Origin of the sequence: Curtobacterium sp. LFS084, assembly GCF_047977705.1 — a bacterium.
Taxonomy (GTDB): domain Bacteria; phylum Actinomycetota; class Actinomycetes; order Actinomycetales; family Microbacteriaceae; genus Curtobacterium.
Genome location: NZ_JBFPFM010000009.1, coordinates 58152 through 76463, shown reverse-complemented (window position 1 = coordinate 76463; position 18312 = coordinate 58152). Strand labels below are relative to the sequence as shown.

At 73.7% G+C, this 18312-nt stretch carries 13 protein-coding genes; 7 read left to right on the top strand and 6 right to left on the bottom strand.

What is annotated here, in order from left to right:
• Nucleotides 1-49: 49 nt before the first annotated feature.
• Both ACNQOV_RS07705 and ACNQOV_RS07700 read left to right on the top strand, forming a co-directional pair.
• Nucleotides 50-1444 (top strand): zinc-dependent metalloprotease, encoded by a 1395-nt coding sequence (locus ACNQOV_RS07705; RefSeq protein ID WP_416394032.1) that lies wholly within the window; start codon nucleotides 50-52, stop codon nucleotides 1442-1444.
• Nucleotides 1445-1503: 59 nt separating this feature from the next.
• Complete coding sequence (locus tag ACNQOV_RS07700; protein ID WP_416394031.1) at nucleotides 1504-2361, top strand: hypothetical protein; 858 nt, start codon at nucleotides 1504-1506, stop codon at nucleotides 2359-2361.
• Here the strand turns inward: ACNQOV_RS07700 and ACNQOV_RS07695 are convergent.
• Both ACNQOV_RS07695 and nudC read right to left on the bottom strand, forming a co-directional pair.
• Complete coding sequence (locus tag ACNQOV_RS07695; protein WP_022905922.1) at nucleotides 2252-4015, bottom strand: ATP-dependent helicase; 1764 nt, start codon at nucleotides 4013-4015, stop codon at nucleotides 2252-2254. The genes ACNQOV_RS07700 and ACNQOV_RS07695 overlap by 110 nt on opposite strands.
• A complete protein-coding gene (gene nudC / locus ACNQOV_RS07690) occupies nucleotides 4012-4947 on the bottom strand; it encodes an NAD(+) diphosphatase (RefSeq protein ID WP_416394029.1) in 936 nt (311 codons plus the stop codon). Before nudC ends, ACNQOV_RS07695 begins: the two co-directional genes overlap by 4 nt.
• A gap of 107 nt (nucleotides 4948-5054) precedes the next feature.
• Here nudC and ACNQOV_RS07685 point away from each other — a divergent pair, with 107 nt between their 5' ends.
• A complete protein-coding gene (locus ACNQOV_RS07685) occupies nucleotides 5055-6053 on the top strand; it encodes a phosphotransferase (protein ID WP_416394028.1) in 999 nt (332 codons plus the stop codon).
• Between the two features lie 195 nt (nucleotides 6054-6248).
• Here the strand turns inward: ACNQOV_RS07685 and ACNQOV_RS07680 are convergent, their stop codons facing one another.
• Together ACNQOV_RS07680 and ACNQOV_RS07675 are read right to left on the bottom strand one after the other, a co-directional pair.
• Nucleotides 6249-9521 carry an ATP-dependent DNA helicase gene (locus ACNQOV_RS07680; RefSeq protein WP_416394027.1) on the bottom strand — a complete coding sequence of 1091 codons (3273 nt, stop codon included), beginning with the start codon at nucleotides 9519-9521 and terminating at the stop codon, nucleotides 6249-6251.
• Nucleotides 9518-12673 (bottom strand): PD-(D/E)XK nuclease family protein, encoded by a 3156-nt coding sequence (locus tag ACNQOV_RS07675; protein WP_416394026.1) that lies wholly within the window; start codon nucleotides 12671-12673, stop codon nucleotides 9518-9520. Before ACNQOV_RS07675 ends, ACNQOV_RS07680 begins: the two co-directional genes overlap by 4 nt.
• 135 nt (nucleotides 12674-12808) lie before the next feature.
• Between ACNQOV_RS07675 and ACNQOV_RS07670 the strand changes: the two genes are divergently transcribed.
• Both ACNQOV_RS07670 and ACNQOV_RS07665 read left to right on the top strand, forming a co-directional pair.
• Entirely contained in the window at nucleotides 12809-13033 is a 225-nt protein-coding gene (locus ACNQOV_RS07670; protein ID WP_031261735.1) for a DUF3107 domain-containing protein, read from the top strand.
• Between the two features lies 1 nt (nucleotide 13034).
• A complete protein-coding gene (locus ACNQOV_RS07665; protein WP_416394025.1) occupies nucleotides 13035-13331 on the top strand; it encodes a hypothetical protein in 297 nt (98 codons plus the stop codon).
• Nucleotides 13332-13408: 77 nt separating this feature from the next.
• On the opposite strand, the gene ACNQOV_RS07660 is transcribed toward ACNQOV_RS07665, so the two are convergent.
• A complete protein-coding gene (locus ACNQOV_RS07660) occupies nucleotides 13409-14122 on the bottom strand; it encodes a ferritin-like fold-containing protein (protein ID WP_416394024.1) in 714 nt (237 codons plus the stop codon).
• Nucleotides 14123-14216: 94 nt separating this feature from the next.
• On the opposite strand from ACNQOV_RS07660, the gene ACNQOV_RS07655 reads away from it, so the two are divergent.
• A complete protein-coding gene (locus tag ACNQOV_RS07655; RefSeq protein WP_416394023.1) occupies nucleotides 14217-15722 on the top strand; it encodes a DEAD/DEAH box helicase in 1506 nt (501 codons plus the stop codon).
• Nucleotides 15723-15883: 161 nt separating this feature from the next.
• On the opposite strand, the gene ACNQOV_RS07650 is transcribed toward ACNQOV_RS07655, so the two are convergent.
• Nucleotides 15884-16756, bottom strand: coding sequence for a PHP domain-containing protein (locus ACNQOV_RS07650; RefSeq protein WP_416394022.1), 873 nt, complete (start codon nucleotides 16754-16756; stop codon nucleotides 15884-15886).
• A gap of 70 nt (nucleotides 16757-16826) precedes the next feature.
• Between ACNQOV_RS07650 and ACNQOV_RS07645 the strand changes: the two genes are divergently transcribed.
• On the top strand, nucleotides 16827-18311 hold the full coding sequence (locus ACNQOV_RS07645) for an aminopeptidase P family protein (RefSeq protein WP_416394021.1): 1485 nt from the start codon (nucleotides 16827-16829) through the stop codon (nucleotides 18309-18311).
• Nucleotide 18312 lies beyond the last annotated feature (1 nt).

Sequence of the window (18312 nt, the reverse complement as noted above, 5' to 3'; positions counted from 1 at the left end):
CGGGGGCGTCCCAGGCGCGGCCCCGTGAGCAGCGATTAGCGTAGTCGTCATGCCTGATGAACCGCAGCCGGGGCCGGACGACGACTTCCAGGAGATGCTCCGGAAGCTCCTGTCCGGCGAGGGCCAGATCGACCCGTCGCAGCTCGCCGGAGCCGCGGGGCTGCCGAACGACCCGGCCTTCGTCGCGAACCTGATGAGCCAGCTGCAGCGTGCCGCGCAGTCCGGCGGCGACGGCATCGACTTCTCGGTCGCCTCCGAGCGGGCCACCGCGATCGCCCGTGAGGGCGGCCACCCCGTCGACCCCGCGACCTCGCAGGCTGCCGACCAGGCGTTCCAGGTCGCCGCGCTCTGGCTGGACGAGGCCACCTCGGTCGCCGAGCTCACCGCGACGCCGAGCCTCTACACGCGCGAGCAGTGGGCGAAGGCGACCACCCCGGTGTGGGCGCAGATCGCCGAACCCGTGGCGCTGAGCATCTCGAACGCGCTCACCGAGGCGATCGAGCAGCGCGCGCCGGAGCAGCTCAAGGCGATGCTCGGCGACGTCTCGAAGGCGATGCGCGGCGTCGGCGGCGCACTCTTCGCGATCCAGCTCGGCCAGGTCGTCGGGCAGCTCTCGAAGGAGGTCGTGTCCGGCGGCGACGTCGGCGTGCCGCTCCTCGACGAGCAGGTCGCCGCCCTCCTGCCGCAGAACGTGGCCGAGTTCGCCGAGGGACTCGACGTCCCCGAGGACGAGGTCCGGATCTACCTGGCCGTCCGCGAGCTGGCGCACGCTCGGCTCTTCCGCTCGGCCCGGTGGCTCCGGCTGCACATCATCTCGTCGATCACCGACTACGCCCGGGGCATCCACATCCCGTTCGACCGCGTCGAGGAGCTCGCCTCCGAGATCGACCCGACGAACCAGGAGCAGCTCCGCGACGCCCTCGCGTCCGGCGCCCTCATCCCGCCGCGCACCGAGGAGCAGGAGGCCGCCCTCGCCCGCCTCGAGACGATGCTCGCGCTCGTCGAGGGCTGGGTCGACACCGTGACCGCCGCCGCCACCGAACGCCTGCCGAAGTCCGGCGCGATCGCCGAGATGGTCCGCCGCCGTCGTGCGGCAGGTGGGCCGGCCGAGTCCGCGTTCGCCACGCTCGTCGGGCTCGAACTCCGCCCCCGTCGCCTCCGCGAGGCCGCCGCGATGTGGCAGCGCGTCACCGACGAGCTCGGCACCGAGCAGCGCGACGCCCTCTGGTCGCACTTCGACGCCGTCCCCACCTCCGAGGACATCGACGCGCCCGACGCCTTCGTCGCCCGGCTCCGGAACCCCGGCCGGTCCGCCGAGGACGACGAGTTCGACAAGGCGCTCGAGGACCTCCTCAACGACGCGACCGGCGACCGCCCGCGCGAGGACGAGGACGGCAACGTCGAGGACGGCCCCGCCGACGACCGCGGCGACGCTCCGAAGTAGTTCTCCACAGATCCGCCGCCCCTCCCCCACGCCCGGGCCCCGTCCGCCAGCGTGGGGGCATGGGCATCCGCATCGATCCGTCCCTCGAGTTCGTCTGGCGCGACCCGACCACCGTCCAGCTCGGGGTCGACCCGCCGCGCGCCGTCGTGCCGGTCCCGAGCACGGCCGAGGAACGCTTCCTGTGCGCACTCCGACGCGAGACCGGTCGGGACGCGCTCTCCGGGGTCGCCGCGGCGAGCGGCTGCCCACCCGGTCTCGCCGCACGCGTCCTCGGGGACGCCTCACCGGCGGTCGTGGACGTCCTCCCCGAGCCGCTCGCGCGCGTCGAGGTGCACGGCACCGGCGCGCTGCCCGACGCGGTCGCCGAACTGCTCTCGGGCGAAGGCGTCACGATCGTGCGCACCACTGCGCCGCGTGGTGGACCGGTGACCGTCCCCGACCCGGATCCCCAGCTCGCCGTGGTGGTGGCCGACCACGTCGTCGACCCGGCGGTCCGCGCGGCCTGGACCCGGCGGGGCACCGCCCACCTGCCGGTCGTCGTCGGGGACGGACGCGTGCGCCTCGGGCCGTTCGTCGTCCCGGGTGCCGGGCCGTGCCTCCAGTGCGTCGAGTACGCGCGCGTCGACGACGACCAGTGCTGGCCGGCCATCGCGGCGCAGGTGTGGGGCCGCCCCGCGGCACCGCTCTCGCCCTACCGGATCGCAGCGGTCGCGGCGGCGACGACCCGGATGCTCCTCGAACGCATCCCGTCCCGGACCCAGCACCCCGATCCGGACCAGCTCGTCTTCGACCGCGACGACCTGTCGGTCAGTCGGCAGCCGGTGACGTTCCATCCGCGGTGTTCGTGCCGAGCGCTGCCAGGAAGCGACTCGCCACCCGGGCTCCCCCACGCGTGGACCCCTGTCGCGACCACGTGAGGGTCACCGAACGGCGGGCACGGGTGAGCCCGACGTAGAAGAGCCGGCGTTCCTCGTCGACCTCGTCGTCGGTGGTGGCGTACGAGATGGGGAGCAGCCCCTCGGCCACGCCGATCACCACGACGTGCGGCCACTCGAGGCCCTTCGACGAGTGCAGCGTGGCGAGGGTCACCGCGTCGAGCTCCGGCTCGTGGTGCGTCGCCGCACGGTCGACCAGGTCCTGCGTGAACTGCTGCATCGTCGTGCCGGCGGGCGCGTCCTCGGCGAGGCCCATGATCGCCTGCAGTGCCTCCCACTGCTCGCGCACCGCACCCGTGCCCTCCGGGGGCGTCGGCGTCCACCCGCTCACCTGGAGCACGAGGCCGACCCGCCGGGTGAGCTCGTCGTCGGTCTGTCGGACGGCCTCGCCCCGCATGTGGTGCACCGCCAGCTTGACCTCGGGTCGGTCGAAGAACCGGGTGCCGCCCTGCACCCGGTACGGGATGCCCGCGCGCCCGAGCGCCGACTCGATCGCGGCGGCCTGGGCACCCAGACGGTAGAGCACCGCGACGTCCCCGTAGGACGCGGGCGAGGCCGGGTCGGCGACGAGCGCGGCGATCGTGCGCGCGACCGTCTGGGCTTCGTCGCCGTCGTGCACGCACGCCAGGACCTCGGGCCGCGGGCCCGGCTCGGTGTGCTGCGCGACGAGGTCGAGGGCCCCTGGCTGCCCGCGCATGAGCGCGTTCGCGGCGTGCACGACCTCGCGCGTGGACCGGTAGTTCCGCTCGAGCCGCAGCACGGACCCGCGGGGGAACTCGGAACCGAAGCCGAGCAGGTACCGGCTCGACGCCCCCGCGAACGAGTAGATGGTCTGGCTGGCGTCGCCGACCACGCAGACGTCGTCCCGGCCGCCGAGCCAGGCGCGGAGCAGGTCGTGCTGCACGGGCGAGACGTCCTGGTACTCGTCGACCACGAAGAACCGGTACTGCTGCCGGACGTAGGACGCCACCCGGGGTTCGGACTCCACCATGCCGAGCGTGGCGAGCAGGACGTCCTCGAAGTCGAGCTGTCGACGGTCGTCCTTCAGCTGCTCGTAGGCGCGCATGAGGTCGAGGACGCGACGCGGCGCGGTGTCCCGGGGCATCACCCGGTCGGCGGCGGCGGCCTCGTACTCGTCGTAGGAGAGCATCTGGACCTTGCGCCACTCGACCTCGCCGGCCAGGTCGCGGAGCGTCGGGGTGTCCACCTGCAGCCCCACCGAGTCGGCCGCGTGCGCGATCATGCGGCCCTTGGACTCGACGATCTTCGGCGCGTGGCCGCCGACCGTGTCCGGCCAGAAGTAGCTGAGCTGTGCCATCGCGGCCGCGTGGAACGTGCGGGCCTGCACGGTCCCCGCACCGAGGGACCGCAGCCGCGATCGCAGCTCGCCGGCCGCCCGGGTCGTGAACGTCAGCGCGAGGACGTGGTTCGGCGCGTAGGTGCCGGTCGCGACGCCGTAGGCGATCCGGTGTGTGATCGCCCGGGTCTTGCCGGTGCCGGCACCGGCCAGCACGGCGACCGGCCCGAGCAGGGTGCGGGCGACGGTGCGCTGTTCGGCGTCGAGGGCGGCGAGGAGCTCGTCGGGCGACGGCGGACGGAGCGGCTCGGCGGAGGCCCCGGCGGCGGTCCCGCTCACGGCAGGTCCAGCGGCCCGCCGTACCACTCTTCGATGATGGCGCGGGCGATCGACGTCTTCCCCGGCAGGAGCAGGGTGTCGCCGGCGCGCTCGCGGATCTCGTCGCGCGAGAACCACCGGACGTCCAGGATCTCGACGCCGTCCGGTCGAGCGGTCGTCGGGTCGCCGTCCACCGCGCGGGCACGGAACCCGAGCATGAGCGAGGCCGGGAACGGCCACGGCTGGGACCCCAGGTACTCGGGCTCCTCGACGCGGACGCCCGACTCTTCCCAGACCTCTCGCCGGACGGCGTCCTCGAGGGACTCCCCCGGCTCGACGAAGCCCGCGAGGAGCGAGTACCGGTCGGCGTCCCACGCGGCGTTCGAGCCGAGCAGGATCCGGTCGTCGGCGTCGGTCACCCCGACGATGATCGCCGCGTCGGTGCGCGGGAAGTGCTCGTGCCCCTCGGGGTCCCGGCGGACCCAGCCGCCGGTGACGACGTCGGTCGCGGACCCGGTGCGGGGTGAGAAGCCGTGCACCGCGTGCCAGTTCGCCATCGCCACGGCCTCGACCGCGAGGCCCTGGTCGCGCGGCGAGAGCTCGGTCCCGAACATCCGGAGGCTCGCCCACGCGTCGTCGTTGGGCTCGATCGCGGCCGCGGCGCCGGCGTCGAGGAACGCGGCGACGAACCGGGTGCCGGTCGGCGCATCGGGTGCGTCGGACACGGCACGGCCGAGGTACAGCGTCACGGCGTCGTGCGGCACGGCGTCGGCGGACACGAAGCGCAGCGTGTCGTCGCCGTTCCGCAGCAGCTCCGAGCCGCGGACGGGCAGGTAGCGGGTCGACGGGTCGTCCCGGAGCACGCGGTCGAGGTCGTCCGTCGTGCGGAACTCCGCGTCGCGGTCGAGGTCGTTGCGGGAGAGCGGCAGCCGGGCGGCGAACTCGACGGTCACGGCAGGGGGCTCCTCGGGTCGGGTCGGGTCGGTGTGCGGGAGCCCGGGCTGTCGCGGGCCAGCGTGGCGCACGCTCGACCACCGGCTGCGGACCTACCCTGAGGGGCATGGCGGGATCCCAGTTCACTCTAGCCGCGTTGGCGACCACGGCCGTCTCCGGCCTCGTCGTCACGGGCACGCGCACGCTCGGCTCGGCGGCGTCCGGGGACTACGAATCAGCCGTCCTCCGCGACGTCGACGGCGCCTGGTCGGCGATCCGTCGTCCGCGCAACCAGCGGGCCGAGGCACGGCAGTCCGCCGACCTCGTCGCGATCCGGGCGCTGAGCGCCGGGATCCGCACGCGCCTCCCGTTCGGTGTCGCCGAGTACCGCGGCCAGGCACCCATCGGGTCGACCCGCGCCATCGTCACCTCGTACCTGCCCGGTACGCACCCGACGCTGCAGGACCTCGTCGACCGGCCGGAGCTCGCCACCAGCGTCGGCCGCGCGGTCGCCGCCGTCCACCAGCTCCCGACGAGCTTCGTCACCGACGCCGGCCTGCCGTCGCTCACCCCCTTCGAGGTGCTCCGCTCGGCGGTCTCCGTGATGGACCGGGCGGTCGCCACGAAGCTCGTGCCGGCAGCGCTCAAGGAACGCTGGGAGGGGGCCGCGCGCGACCAGCAGCTGTGGCAGTTCACCCCGACCGTCGTGCACGGTTCGCTCGGGACCGAGACGATCCTCGTCGAGGGCGACGACGTCTCCGGGGTCATCGACTGGGGCGAGCTGCGACTCGGCGACCCGGCGAAGGACCTCGCGTGGGTGCTCGCGGGACGGGCGCAGGCCTTCGACACCGTCCTCAGCGCCTACGAGGCGAACGGCGGCGGCCGCGACCGGCAGCTCGCCCAGCGCGCCCGGGTCCACCACGAGCTCGAGACGGCCCAGTGGCTGCTGCACGGCGTGCAGGTGAAGAGCACCGAGGTCGTCGACGACGCCGTCGCGATGATGCACCGCCTGGTCGACGCCGTCCAGACGCCGAGTGCGGCACCGCTGCAGTCGGTCTCACCCGAGACGATGGAGATCGGCGAGGTCGAGCAGCTGCTCTCGTCGACCGAGCGCCGGCACGGCTGACACCGGCCCGCTCCGCTGACGCGCGTCGGCCCAGGAGGCGCGGCTCGTCTCCGCCCCGTCGCCGGCGGTCCGACGCGGCGCGAGTCCGGATCGAACCACGGTTCCGACATCGAACCAGCGTCCGCGCGTGGTTCGACGTCGGATTCGTGGTTCGACGTGCAGGCCGGCGTCGGCGCGGCCGGCCGGCGGCGGGCGTCAGCCGACCGCGTCGCGCCAGGCGCGCTCGAGCCCGGCACGGTCGAGCAGTTCCCGCGGCCGGACCTCGAGGTCGTCGGCCACGAAGTAGAACACGGCGTCGACCTCGTCGATCGGACGCCCGGTGAACTCGGCGTAGGCGACCCGGTACAGCGCGAGTTGCAGCTGCCGCTTCGCCAGGTCGTCGTCGCGCGTCGGTGCCTTGCCGGTCTTCCAGTCGACGACCTCGGCCCGCCCGTCGATCTCGTACACCGCGTCGAGCTTGCAGACGACGCTGTGGCCGAGGAACGGGATGTGGATCTCACGCTCGACCTCGATCGGGGTCAGTGCCGCCCAGCGGGACCGGGCGAAGGTCGCCTGGAAGTCGGCGAGCCGCCGGGCGTCGTCGTCGGTGACCACGGCGTCAGCCGAGGCGTCGACCACGTCGTCCCGGTCGAGGTCGAGCTCGTCCGGCCAGGCGTCGAGCGTCTCGAGCGACCCGCCGCTGCGGGCGCGCTGCTCGACCCACTGGTGGAACAGGGTGCCGAGTCGCGTCGCCCGGTACGGCCGTTCCGGCATGGGCCGGCGCAGCCGCTCGGCGACGGCGTCGGGTTCGGCGAGGTAGTCCTTGAAGCCGGACGCCGGGACGCGGTGCGGGACGACCACCCGGTGCCGGGCCGTCCGGTTCGCGGCGCGCTCGGCGAGCAGCAGGTCGATGTCGGCGCTGAAGCGTCCGGCAGCCCCGGGGTTCGCGTTCCGCACGCGCTCGGCGGCGGCGACGACCCGGGTGGCTCGGTGCCCGAACGGCACGTGCGGCCAGGACTGCATGGCACCGGCGTCGCCGAGCGGGTTCTCCTCGTGCTCGGTCGTCTCGGGGACGGCGGCGGCGTCCACCACACCGGCGTCGACGAGGTCGCGCAGGTACCGACTCGGCTCGGTGGGACGGACCCCGCCCGCCCAGAACGACCCGGAGACGAGCAGGTCGTGCTTCGCCCGGGTGAGCGCGACGTAGGTGAGACGCCGTTCCTCGTCCTCGTTGCGGGCCTTCACCTGCTCCTTGTAGGCGTCGATCGCGAGCGTGACGTCCTTCTGCGTGTCGTGCCCCCGCCAGTCGAGCCGCGGCAGTTCGTCGGCGTCGCCGCGGAACTCGTACGGCAGCCGGCCGAAGCCGATCCACCCGGACGAGCCCTCCTGTGGGCGGGCGGGGAGCGCGCCCTCGACGAGCCGTGGGACCGCGACGGCGTCCCACTCGAGGCCCTTCGACCCGTGGATCGTCAGGATCTGCACGGTGCCGGCCTCGGGCTCCTCGGAGCGCGGGCCCATGTCGTCGCGACGGGCAGCGGCGTCGATCCACCCGAGGAACGCGCCGAGGTCGGCCCGGTCGTCCGTCGTCACGAAGCCGGCGAGCTCGTCGATGAAGGCGTCGAGGAACGCGCCGCTGCCCTGCTCGTGCGCGGCGACCTCGATGTCGAGCCGCATCTCCTGCACGACGAGCGTGACGAAGTCGACGAGGTCGCCGCTCGCCCGGGACCGCAGCGCCTGCAGCTGCCGGCCGAGCGCGCGCATGCGTCGACGACCGGTCTCGCTGATGTCGGACAGTGCACCGTGCTCGTCGGGGGCCGTCGCGACGAAGTCGAGGGCGTCGACGATCGACCCGTGCTCCCCCGCGGCGACGGATGCGCGGAACGCCGCCGTGACGTCGTCGTCGAGTCGCTGCTGGGTGTGGTCGCGGCCGAACAACCAGCGAGCGAGGGCGTGCAGGGCGACGATGTCCGCGGCGCCGATCCGCCACCGTGCCCCGGCGAGGAGCCGGATGAGGTCGTTGCCCGCGGCGGGGTCGTGCAGCACGCGGAGGCACGCGACGAGGTCGACGATCTCCGGGCGCTGCAGGAGCCCGCCGGTGCCGAGCACGTGGAACGGCACCCGACGGTCGCCGAGGGCGGCGGTGAACGCGGCGAGGTCCTTCCGGGACCGCAGCAGCAGCGCCATCGAGCCCGTCGGGTCGGCGGCACGGCGCTCGGCGAACCACCCGGCGACCGCGGCGGCCTCGTCCGGCAGGGTCTCGGGGAAGACGGCGCGGACCGTCCCGGCGTCCGCACCGGGTCGGGGCACGAGGCGCTCGACGTCGACCTCGGACGCCTCGGACAGCGGCGCGACGACGGCGTTCGCACCGGCGAGGACGTCGACCGGGTTCCGCCAGCTCGTCGAGAGCGCGAAGGTCACGGGCCGGACGGCGTCGCCACCCGGCTCGGCCGCGGCACCGAAGTCCCGCGGGAACCGGGCGAGGTTCGCCGCACTCGCACCACGGAACCCGTAGATCGACTGGTGCGGGTCGCCCACCGCCATCACGGGGTGCCCGCGGAACAGCCGGGCGAGGAACCGGGTCTGCACCACCGAGGTGTCCTGGTACTCGTCGAGCAGCACCACGCCGTACCGCTGCCGCAGGTCGGTGACGACCCGGGGCGCCGACTCGGCCGCGGCGAGCGCCAGGGCGATCTGGTCGGAGAACTCCACGAAGCCCCGGTCGACCTTCTGCCGGCGGAACTCCTCGACCAGGTCGACGAGGGGTTCGAGCGCACCGATCGCGGCGACGGCGTCGGTGATCGCCTTGTACGCTCCGCCGCGGCCGTTCCCCGGCAGCTCGAGCAGCCCGGCGAACTCGATCGCGAAACGTCGCAGTCGCTCGGGCTCGACGAGGTGCTCGGACATTGCCCCGGCGAGCGCCACGACGGCCGCGGTCACGGTGTCGACGTCGCGGTCGAGGCCGGACAGCCGGTCGTCCCGCGCGGCGACGACGACCCGGCGTGCGAGCTGCCAGGCGGACGGCTCGGTCAGCACCTGCGACTCGCCGTCGCGGCCCACGAGCAGCGCGTTCTCGCGGAAGACCGAGTTGGCGAACGCGTTGTAGGTGGACACCGTCGGGGCCTCGAACGCGTCACCGGCTGCGAGCAGTCCGACGTCCTCGAGCGCGCGGATGCGGTCGTTGATGCGGACCGAGAGTTCCCCGGCGGCCTTGCGGGTGAAGGTCAGCCCGAGGATGCCGTCGGGGCGGACCATCCCGTTCGCGAGGAGCCAGACGACGCGGGACGCCATGGTCTCGGTCTTGCCGCTGCCGGCTCCCGCGACGACGAGCGCCGGGGTGAGCGGCGACTCGATGACGGCGCGCTGCTGCGGCGTGGGGCGTGGGCGTCCGAGGGCGTCCGCGATCGCGTCGGCACCGTGGCGGGGTGCGGCGAGGTCGTCCGGGTCGACCGTGGTGGCGTCGTCGGGTCCGAGCAGCTGGTCCTCGTTCACCAGGTCACCTCGCCCACGACGTGGATCCGGCACGGGGCGCCGGTCCGGGCCTTCTCGCAGTGGTCGTCGACGTTCGCCAGGAAGGTCCGTCCGGCCATGCCCGTCGCGACGGTGTGCAGCCGCTGGCGGTAGGTCTCACGTGCGTCGTCGTCGAACGCCTGCTGCGTCCGTTCCGAGTAGGCGCGGCCGCTCCGGGCGTTCTGCACGAAGACCAGCCGGGCGTCGGCCATCGTCGAGCCGGCGGGCACTCCCTCGACCGCGCCGTCCTCGACCGCGAGCTGGTAGGCGCCGAGCTGGGGGTGCTCCGGCATGTCGTTCTTCTCGCTCGGCATCGACCGTCCGGTCTTCAGGTCGACCACGCTGACGCGGCCGTCCGGGTCCACCTCGATCCGGTCGATGCTGCCGCGCATCCGTGCCGGCCCGGTGACGAGCGCGAACGAGGTCTCGGCGCCGAGCAGTCGGCGTCCGGCGCTCGCGAAGGTGCGGAGGTAGTCGCTGAGGCCCTCGATCATCCGGCGCGTGCGGGCGCGTTCGCGGTCGGCGATCCACGGCGACTCGAACGTGAGCTCGTCCCACCGTCCCTCGACGTGCTGCCACAGGGACTCCACGTCGACGGCGGTCGCGTGCTCCATCGTCTCGTGCACGATCGTCCCGATCCCCATCGCCGGGCTCGGCGCACTGCCTCCGAACGTCTGCACGAACCAGTGCACGGGGCACTCCTCGAACGTGCCGATCCGCGACGGCGAGACGGACACGGTCGGTGCGACCGGTTCACCCCCCTCGTGCTCGGGTGCCGGCGGGGCGTCGAGGTCGACGAGCGGGTCGTCGGTCGAGGGCTCGGCGAGTCCGTACCAGTCGTCCGGAGCGGCACCGGGGACCTCGGCCTCGGCCAGGCGGGCGAGGGCGGACGCGGCCTCGTGGTCGCCCGAGGCCACCACGCGACGTCGGAGCGAGCCGGCGAGCCCGCGCAGCGAGAGCGGGTGGACGGTCGGCTGCCGGTCGGGCGGCACCGGCACGAGGCGGACGAACGGGGACGGTGCCTCGTCGTCGTTCGCCACCGTCCCGATGATCACCTGGGTGGTCGCGCGGGAGACCGCACGGGCGAACAGTCGGAGTTCGTCGGCGATGACCGCGGCACGGTCGTCGATCGTCTCGTGGTCGATCCCCGCGGCCGCACGGACCAGGCCGTCGGGGTCGAGCAGGCTGCCGCGGACCCGCGTGTTCGGCCAGACGCCGTCCTGCAGCCCGAGCACGACGACCACGTCGCACTCGAGTCCGATGGTGGCCGAGGGGGTGAGCACGCGGACCCGTCCGGCGGTGCGGTCGGGTCCGATCGAGTCCTCGGGCAGGTCGGCGCCGAGCAGGTCGTCGACGAACACGCGTGCCGGGGCGTCCGGCGTGCGTTCGACGAACCGCTTCGCGGCGGTGAACAGCCCGACCACGGCGTCGAGGTGCCGATCGGCCTCGGCCGCGCCGACCCCGCCCGCGGCGGACTGTCCGCCCCAGGTGCCGGCGAGCCCGCTGCGCTCCCAGAGTCCCCAGAGGATCTCCTCGATGCTGGCCCCCGCTGCGGCGTCCTGCTGCGCCTGCACCAGGCTGCGCGCCAGCCGCGTGGCACGCCGGGCGAACCCGGCGTCCACCGTCGCCAGGCGTTCGGGGGCGCCGAGCGCGTCCACGAGGAGTTCGTCGGCCGTGCGGGTACCGCCGCCGGCGAGTTCTTCGCGGCGGAGGGCGAGCCGGAGCCGGCGCATCGCGAGGGTGTCGAGGCCGCCGAGGGGACCGGTCGCGAACGAGGTGGCGAGCACGGGGTCGAGCGGGAACACGCCGAGTGCGACCGCCGCGGCGTCGAGCAGCGACCGTGCCGCGGTGTCGTCACGGGGTCGGACGGGGGCGGCTCCGGCGGTCGCCGGGACCTCGGCCACCGAGAGGGCACGGACGAGCTCGGGGATCGCGGCCCCGCTGCGGGTGACGACCGCCATCCGGTGCCACGGCACGCCGTCGAGCAGCCGGTGCTCGCGGAGCCGCCGGGCGATCGCGACCACGAGGGCCGCGCGGCTCGCTCCCTCGAGGTGCACGACGGCGTCGGGGCGGGCGTCCGCCGTGGTCGCGACCGCCGTGCGTTGCCGACCGGCCGCCGCCGCACCGATGCGTGCCGTGATGCCGGACACGAGGGCACGGCCCGGGGCCGCGTGCCGGTGCACCGTGCCGAGGACGAGCTCGTCGACGCGGTCCACACCGAGGCGGGACGCCAGCCGGCCGAGCACGTCGGGTTCGGCCCCACGGAAGGCGGACGCCGCGATGTCCGGGTCGCCGAACGCGACGATCTGCACGCCGGAGCGGGCGAGGGCGCCGAGGAGGGCGATCTCCCCCTCGACGAGTTCCTGGGTGTCGTCGACCACGACGAGGCGGAGCGCCTGGACGCTCGCCGGCAGCTGGCCGCGCAGGACCGCCGCCGTGGCGTAGGCGACGAGTTCGGCGGCGTCGAGGCTGGTGGCGCGGAACGCGGTCAGTGCTGCGCGGTACTCGTCGACGAAGTCCCCGACCGCCCGCCACTCCGGCCGCCCGGTGTCGTCGCCGAGCTCGCGCATGTCCTCGGGTTCCACGCCCGCGGCGACCGCCCGCATCATGACGTCGCGGAGCGCGGTGCGGAACCCGGCGCGTTCGCGGACGACCGCGGTGATCGGCGCCGGCCACTCCGGCCCGGTGCCGTCGGTCTCGTGCCCGTCGAGCAGGTCGGCGATGATGCGGTCCTGCTCCCCTCCGGTGAGCAGGGTCGGCGTCTCGAGGCCCTGCACGGCGGCGGCGTGCGCGACGACCTGGAACGCCAGGGAGTTCACGGTGCGGGCGAGCGCCCCCGGCACCGGCCGGTCGACCGCGGCGGCGAGCCGGTCGCGGAGCGCGGTGGCGGCGGTGCGGGCGCTGGTCAGGGCGAGGACGGTCGCGTGGCCGTCGGCCGAGATCGCGTCCGCGCGGGTGAGCCGGGCCGCGACCAGCCGGGTCAGCGTGGTGGTCTTGCCCGTGCCCGGTGCGCCGATGACGGCGGCGTGCCGGCCGTCCGGCAGCGCGAGCACCGCCGCCTGGGTCGGGTCGGGCGCCAGGGCCCGCACGACACCCGTGTCCTCGGGAGCGGGCGCGAGCGTGGTCTGGGGCACCCCCGTACGGTAACCGGAGCGACCGACACCGACGAGGTGCCACGACGCCGGTCCACGAGACGCCGGACCGGCGGGCGCAGTGCGCCTGCGGCGAACGCCCGATGGGGTCCACGGCTGCTCGGATACGCTGTGCTCGTGGACATCAAGATCGGCATCACCAACAGCCCGCGCGAGATCGCGTTCGAGACCGCCCAGACCGCCGACGAGATCGAGCAGGCCGTCGCGGCCGCCCTCGGCGAGAAGTCGACGCACCTGTCGCTCCAGGACGACAAGGGCCGTCGGTTCATCGTCCCCGTCGGCTCGCTCGCCTACGTCGAGGTCGGCGCGGAGGAGTCCCGTCGCATCGGTTTCGTCGCCTGACGTGGAACTGCTCTTCGCGGTCCTCGGCGGCCTGATCGTCGGGGCCGTCGCGCACGTGGTCGTGCCGTGGCGCTCCAGCCGCGGTTCGCTGCTCGGGCCGGCGCTCGGCGGCATCGCCGCCGCCGTCCTGTGGGAGGCCCTGACCTGGGCCGGCTGGCGCTACGACGCGACCTGGATCTGGGTCGTGGCCCTCGTCGGCGCCGGCGTGGTCGCCCTCGCCGCGGAGTGGTTCCTCGGCCGGCGCCGTACGGCCGCCGACACGGCGTACTTCGAGCGCGCCAAGGCCGAGGGCGCCTGAGTCCGACGACGCACCACCCGCGGGACGTGACGGGACCGCCCGGCGCGAGCCGCGCCTCCTGGACCGCCGTCAGGCCGTCAGGCCGTCAGGCCGAGCGCGTCCATGCGTCGCGTGTGCGCGGCGATGAGCTCCGTCCACACCGGCTCGAGCCGCTCCTGGTCCTCACGCGCGTGGGACGCGAGCGCCGAGCGGGCCACGAGCAGGGTGTCGCCGACGAGTCGTCGGCCCCACATCGCGAGCCGTGAGCCGATCTTCGGGTCCTCGGCGATGCGCTCGGTGAGCTCCTCGACGACGGCGGCTTCCTCGCGCGCGTCGAACACGGTCTTCAGCCGCTGGCGCACCTCGGCCGGGAGCGACCGCAGCAGCGAGCCGAACAGGTCGTTCAGGATGCCGGCGGTGACGTAGCCGGTGAGCATCGACTCGTACCAGTCGGCGCCGCTCGTGCGTTCGAGGAAGAGGTCGATCGCCTCGCGGTGGGGTGCCATCAGCGCTGCGGGATCGCCGCCCGTCCGCTCGATCTCGGCGACGATCGCCCGGTGCCGCTCGAGTGCCGTGGTCGCGAGCACGCCCGTGACGAGCCGTCCGGACAGCGTGGGCGCTCCGGCTCCGGCGCGGCCCATCGTCTCGTAGAGCGAGAGTTCGAGGTACGCGGCCTGGCCGAGGTACACGTCGAGCTCGGGGCTGACGTCGTCGAGCTGCAGGCGTTCGACGGGCGAGGCGTTCCGCGGGTTGCGCGACGCGAGCCACGCGGCGGCGAGCTGCGCAGCGCGCTTCCGGTTCCACCACGACACCACCCGACGAGCATAGCGGGAACCGCCCCGGCACCCCGCCCGACCGGCCCGTCGGTAGACTGGTCGGGACTTCCACCAGGACTAAGGTGATTCTTTGACTTTCGCAGACCTCAACATCGAGCAGGACATCGTCGACGCGCTCGCGACGAAGGGCATCATCGAGCCCTTCCCGATCCAGCAGCAGACGATCCCGCTCGCCCTCACCGGCCAGGACATCATCGGCCAGGCCAAGACGGGTACGGGCAAGACCTTCGGCTTCGGCCTGCCCCTCATCCAGCGACTCGGTGCCGACCCGGACCACGGCGTGAAGGCCCTCGTGGTCGTCCCGACCCGTGAGCTCGCGGTCCAGGTGACCGAGGACCTCGAACTCGCGACCTCGAACCGCCCGACGACCATCGTGTCGATCTACGGCGGCAAGGCGTACGAGGGCCAGATCGAGCAGCTCAAGGCCGGCGCGCAGATCGTCGTCGGCACCCCGGGTCGACTCATCGACCTGCAGCGCCAGCGCCTGCTCGACCTCTCCCACGTGCAAGAGGTCGTCCTCGACGAGGCCGACCGCATGCTCGACCTCGGCTTCCTGTCCGACATCGAGCGGATCTTCCAGGCCGTCCCCGACGTCCGGCACACGATGCTGTTCTCGGCGACGATGCCGGCGCCGATCGTCGCACTGGCCCGCCGCTTCATGAGCCGCCCGGTGCACATCCGCGCCACGGACCCCGACGAGGGTCTGATGCAGGCGAACATCAAGCACGTCATCTACCGCGCGCACTCGCTCGACAAGGACGAGGTCATCGCCCGCATCCTGCAGGCCGAGGGGCGCGGCAAGACCGTGATCTTCACCCGCACGAAGCGCGCCGCCGCGAAGCTCGTCGAGGAGCTCAAGGACCGCGGGTTCAACGCCGCGGCCGTGCACGGCGACCTCAACCAGGAACAGCGCGAGCGCGCCATGGCCGCCTTCAAGGCCGGCAAGCGCGACGTGCTCATCGCCACCGACGTCGCGGCCCGCGGCATCGACGTCGACGACGTCACGCACGTGATCAACCACACGATCCCGGACGACCCCGACACGTACCTGCACCGCGCCGGACGCACCGGTCGCGCGGGCAAGACCGGCATCGCGGTCACCTTCGTGGACTGGGACGACCTGCACAAGTGGACGCTGATCGACAAGGCGCTCGAGTTCGGCATCCCGGAGCCCGTCGAGACGTACTCGTCGTCGCCGCACCTCTTCGAGGAGCTCGACATCCCGGCCGGCACGAAGGGTCGTCTGCCCGGTGCCTCGGCGCACGCAGCCTCGGCCGGTGGCCCCGCCGAGAAGTCCTCCGGCGACCGTCAGCGCAGCAGCTCGCGTCCGCCGCGCACGCGGACCCGGTCCGGCTCGGGCTCCGGTTCCCGTTCGGGAGGCGCGGCACCCGCGCACACGCAGCCCCCGGCCGCCGGCGCCCGGGCTCCGCCGGCCGCCGGCACCGCGGGCGCGTCGGCCGACGGTTCCACGGACGGTGCCGCGAAGCGTCGGCGTCGCCGCCGCCGTCGCGGGGCCGGCGGCGGGTCGTCCGAGGCGACCGCCTCGGCACCGCAGGGGTCGTCGGACGGCGAGTAGCGCCTCCGGACCGAAGGGCCCGTCGCTGACGCGACGGGCCCTTCGTCGCATCCGCCGCGGGACCGTTCTCACGCCCTGAGCGACAGATCACGCGCACGCTGATCCGTGAGGTGTCGCTGAGTCCGAAAGGTCGTCGGGGCCCAGACCCGCGGGGGCGCCGGTCAGGGCAGGCGGGAGCCGGCTCCGACGACGGGCGCGCTGCCGGTCGCCTCGGAGCGGATCGCGTCGAACGCGGCCAGTGCCGTCCGGTGCTCGCCCAGCCGGTTCGGCTTGCCGGTGCCGTGGTAGTCGCTCGACCCGGTGACGAACAGCCCGTACCGCGTCGCCCAGTCGAGCAGGGTGCGCTTGCCGTGCGCGAGGTTCTCGCGGTGGTCGACCTCGAGGCCGCCCAGCCCGGCCTCGACCAGCTCGCGGAGCATCGGCTCGTCGATGACGATCCCCCGCGACGACGCCGCCGGGTGCGCGATCACCGGCACGCCGCCGGCCTGCCGGATGAGCTCGACGCCCCGGAGCGGACTCGGCGCCTCGTGCGGCTCGTAGTACCCGGAGGCCGGGTGCAGGATGCCGCGGAACGCCGCGCTGCGGTCGGGCTCGAGCCCGCGGGCGACCAGGGCGTCGGCGATGTGCGGACGGCCGATCGTCGCACCGTCCCGCGACTGCGCGAGCACGTCGTCCCAGGTGATCGGGTGGTCCTTGCCGATGCGCTCGACCATGCGCCGCGCACGCGCCAGACGGCCGTCCCGGATCCGCTGGGTCTCGGCGACGAGGGCCGGGTCCGAGGGGTCGACCAGGTAGCCGAGGACGTGCACGCTGCGGTAGCCGACACGGGTGCTCAGTTCGAGACCCGGGAGGAGCGTGAGCGGCAGGTCGCGGGCCGTCGCCGTGGCCTCGTCCCACCCCGCGGTCGTGTCGTGGTCCGTCAGCGCAACGGCGTCCAGTCCGGCGGCCGCTGCCGCCCGGACGAGGTCCGCGGGTCGCTCGGTGCCGTCGGAGACGCTCGAGTGCGCGTGCAGGTCGATGAACGGATCGGGCACGTCGCCAATGCTATCCGCAGGTGAGCGGGCGCACAGGCCGCGGTGCGAGCGGCGGTGCGATGATGGGTGCATGTCCGACACCACGCCCCGCGCGACGAGCAACCGTTCCACCACCCCCGGATCCTCGACGTTCAAGGACTACATCGGCTCGCAGTGGGCCGATCGTGACCGTCCGCTGCCCGAGCCCCGCGAGCAGGCCGCGTTCGCCGCCGACCGCCGCGCCAAGCTGTCCGAGCTGCACCCCGGCCGGACGATCGTCATCCCCGCCGGGCAGGCGAAGGTCCGCTCGAACGACTGCGACTACCCGTTCCGTCCGCACTCCGCCTTCGCCCACCTCACCGGCTGGGGAACCGACACGGTCGTCGGATCCGTGCTCGTGATGACGCCGAACGGCACCGGCCACGACGCCACGCTGTACTTCCGCGCGACCGCCGGCCGCGACTCCGAGGAGTTCTACGCCAACCCCGAGATCGGTGAGTTCTGGGTCGGTCCGCGTCCCTCGCTCGACGAGGTCGCGGCGGACCTCGGGCTCCGGACGGCCGACCTCGGCGCGTTCGACGCCGTCCGCGACGGGCTCGACGCGTCCGCCCTCGTCGTCCGCGACGCCGACACCGACCTCACGCGCGGCCTCGACGACCGGATCGGCAGCGCCGTGGGTGGCGCGCCCGAGGCCGACGGCGTGCCCGCGACGGACGACGCCGCCGCGCGCGACCTCTCCGAGCTGCGGCTGGTGAAGGACGCGTACGAGATCAACGAGCTGCGCAAGGCCGTGAACGCGACCAAGGCCGGGTTCGACGACGTCATCGCCGACTTCGACGCCGTCCTGGCGCACCCCCGCGGCGAGCGCATCGTCGAGGGCACGTTCAACCGCCGTGCACGTGCCGACGGCAACACCGTGGGCTACGACACCATCGCGGCCTCGGGCCACCACGCCTGCATCCTGCACTGGACCCGCAACGACGGCGCAGTCGAGCCGGGCGACCTCATCCTCATCGACGCCGGTGTCGAGGTGGACTCGTTCTACACGGCCGACATCACCAGGACGCTCCCGGTCAGCGGCACCTTCACCGACGTGCAGCGGCTCGTCTACGAAGCCGTGCTCGAGGCGGCGGACGCGGCGTTCGCGATCGTGAAGCCCGGCATCACCTTCCGGCAGGTGCACGCCACCGCGATGGAGGTCATCGCGCGCAAGACCGCCGAGTGGGGCTTCCTGCCCGGCACGGCCGACGAATCGCTGCAGCCCGACAACCAGTTCCACCGCCGCTACATGGTGCACGGCACGAGCCACCACCTCGGTCTCGACGTGCACGACTGCGCGAAGGCCCGTCGCGAGATGTACATCGACGGCATCGTGCAGCCCGGCATGGTGTTCACGATCGAGCCCGGCCTGTACTTCCAGCAGGACGACCTGACCGTGCCCGAGGAGTTCCGCGGCATCGGCGTCCGGATCGAGGACGACATCCTCGTGACCGAGGACGGCGCCGAGAACCTGTCCGTCGGCATCCCCCGGACCCCCTCGGAAGTGGAGGGGTGGATCGCCCGCTCCGGCCGCTAGC

Bases quoted from the DNA above. Each gene is read 5' to 3' on its own strand.
- ACNQOV_RS07705 (WP_416394032.1), top strand. From the start codon at position 50: ATGCCTGATGAACCGCAGCCGGGGCCGGACGACGACTTCCAGGAGATG.
- ACNQOV_RS07685 (WP_416394028.1), top strand. From the start codon at position 5,055: ATGGCGGGATCCCAGTTCACTCTAGCCGCGTTGGCGACCACGGCCGTC.
- ACNQOV_RS07700 (WP_416394031.1), top strand. From the start codon at position 1,504: ATGGGCATCCGCATCGATCCGTCCCTCGAGTTCGTCTGGCGCGACCCG.
- ACNQOV_RS07645 (WP_416394021.1), top strand. From the start codon at position 16,827: ATGTCCGACACCACGCCCCGCGCGACGAGCAACCGTTCCACCACCCCC.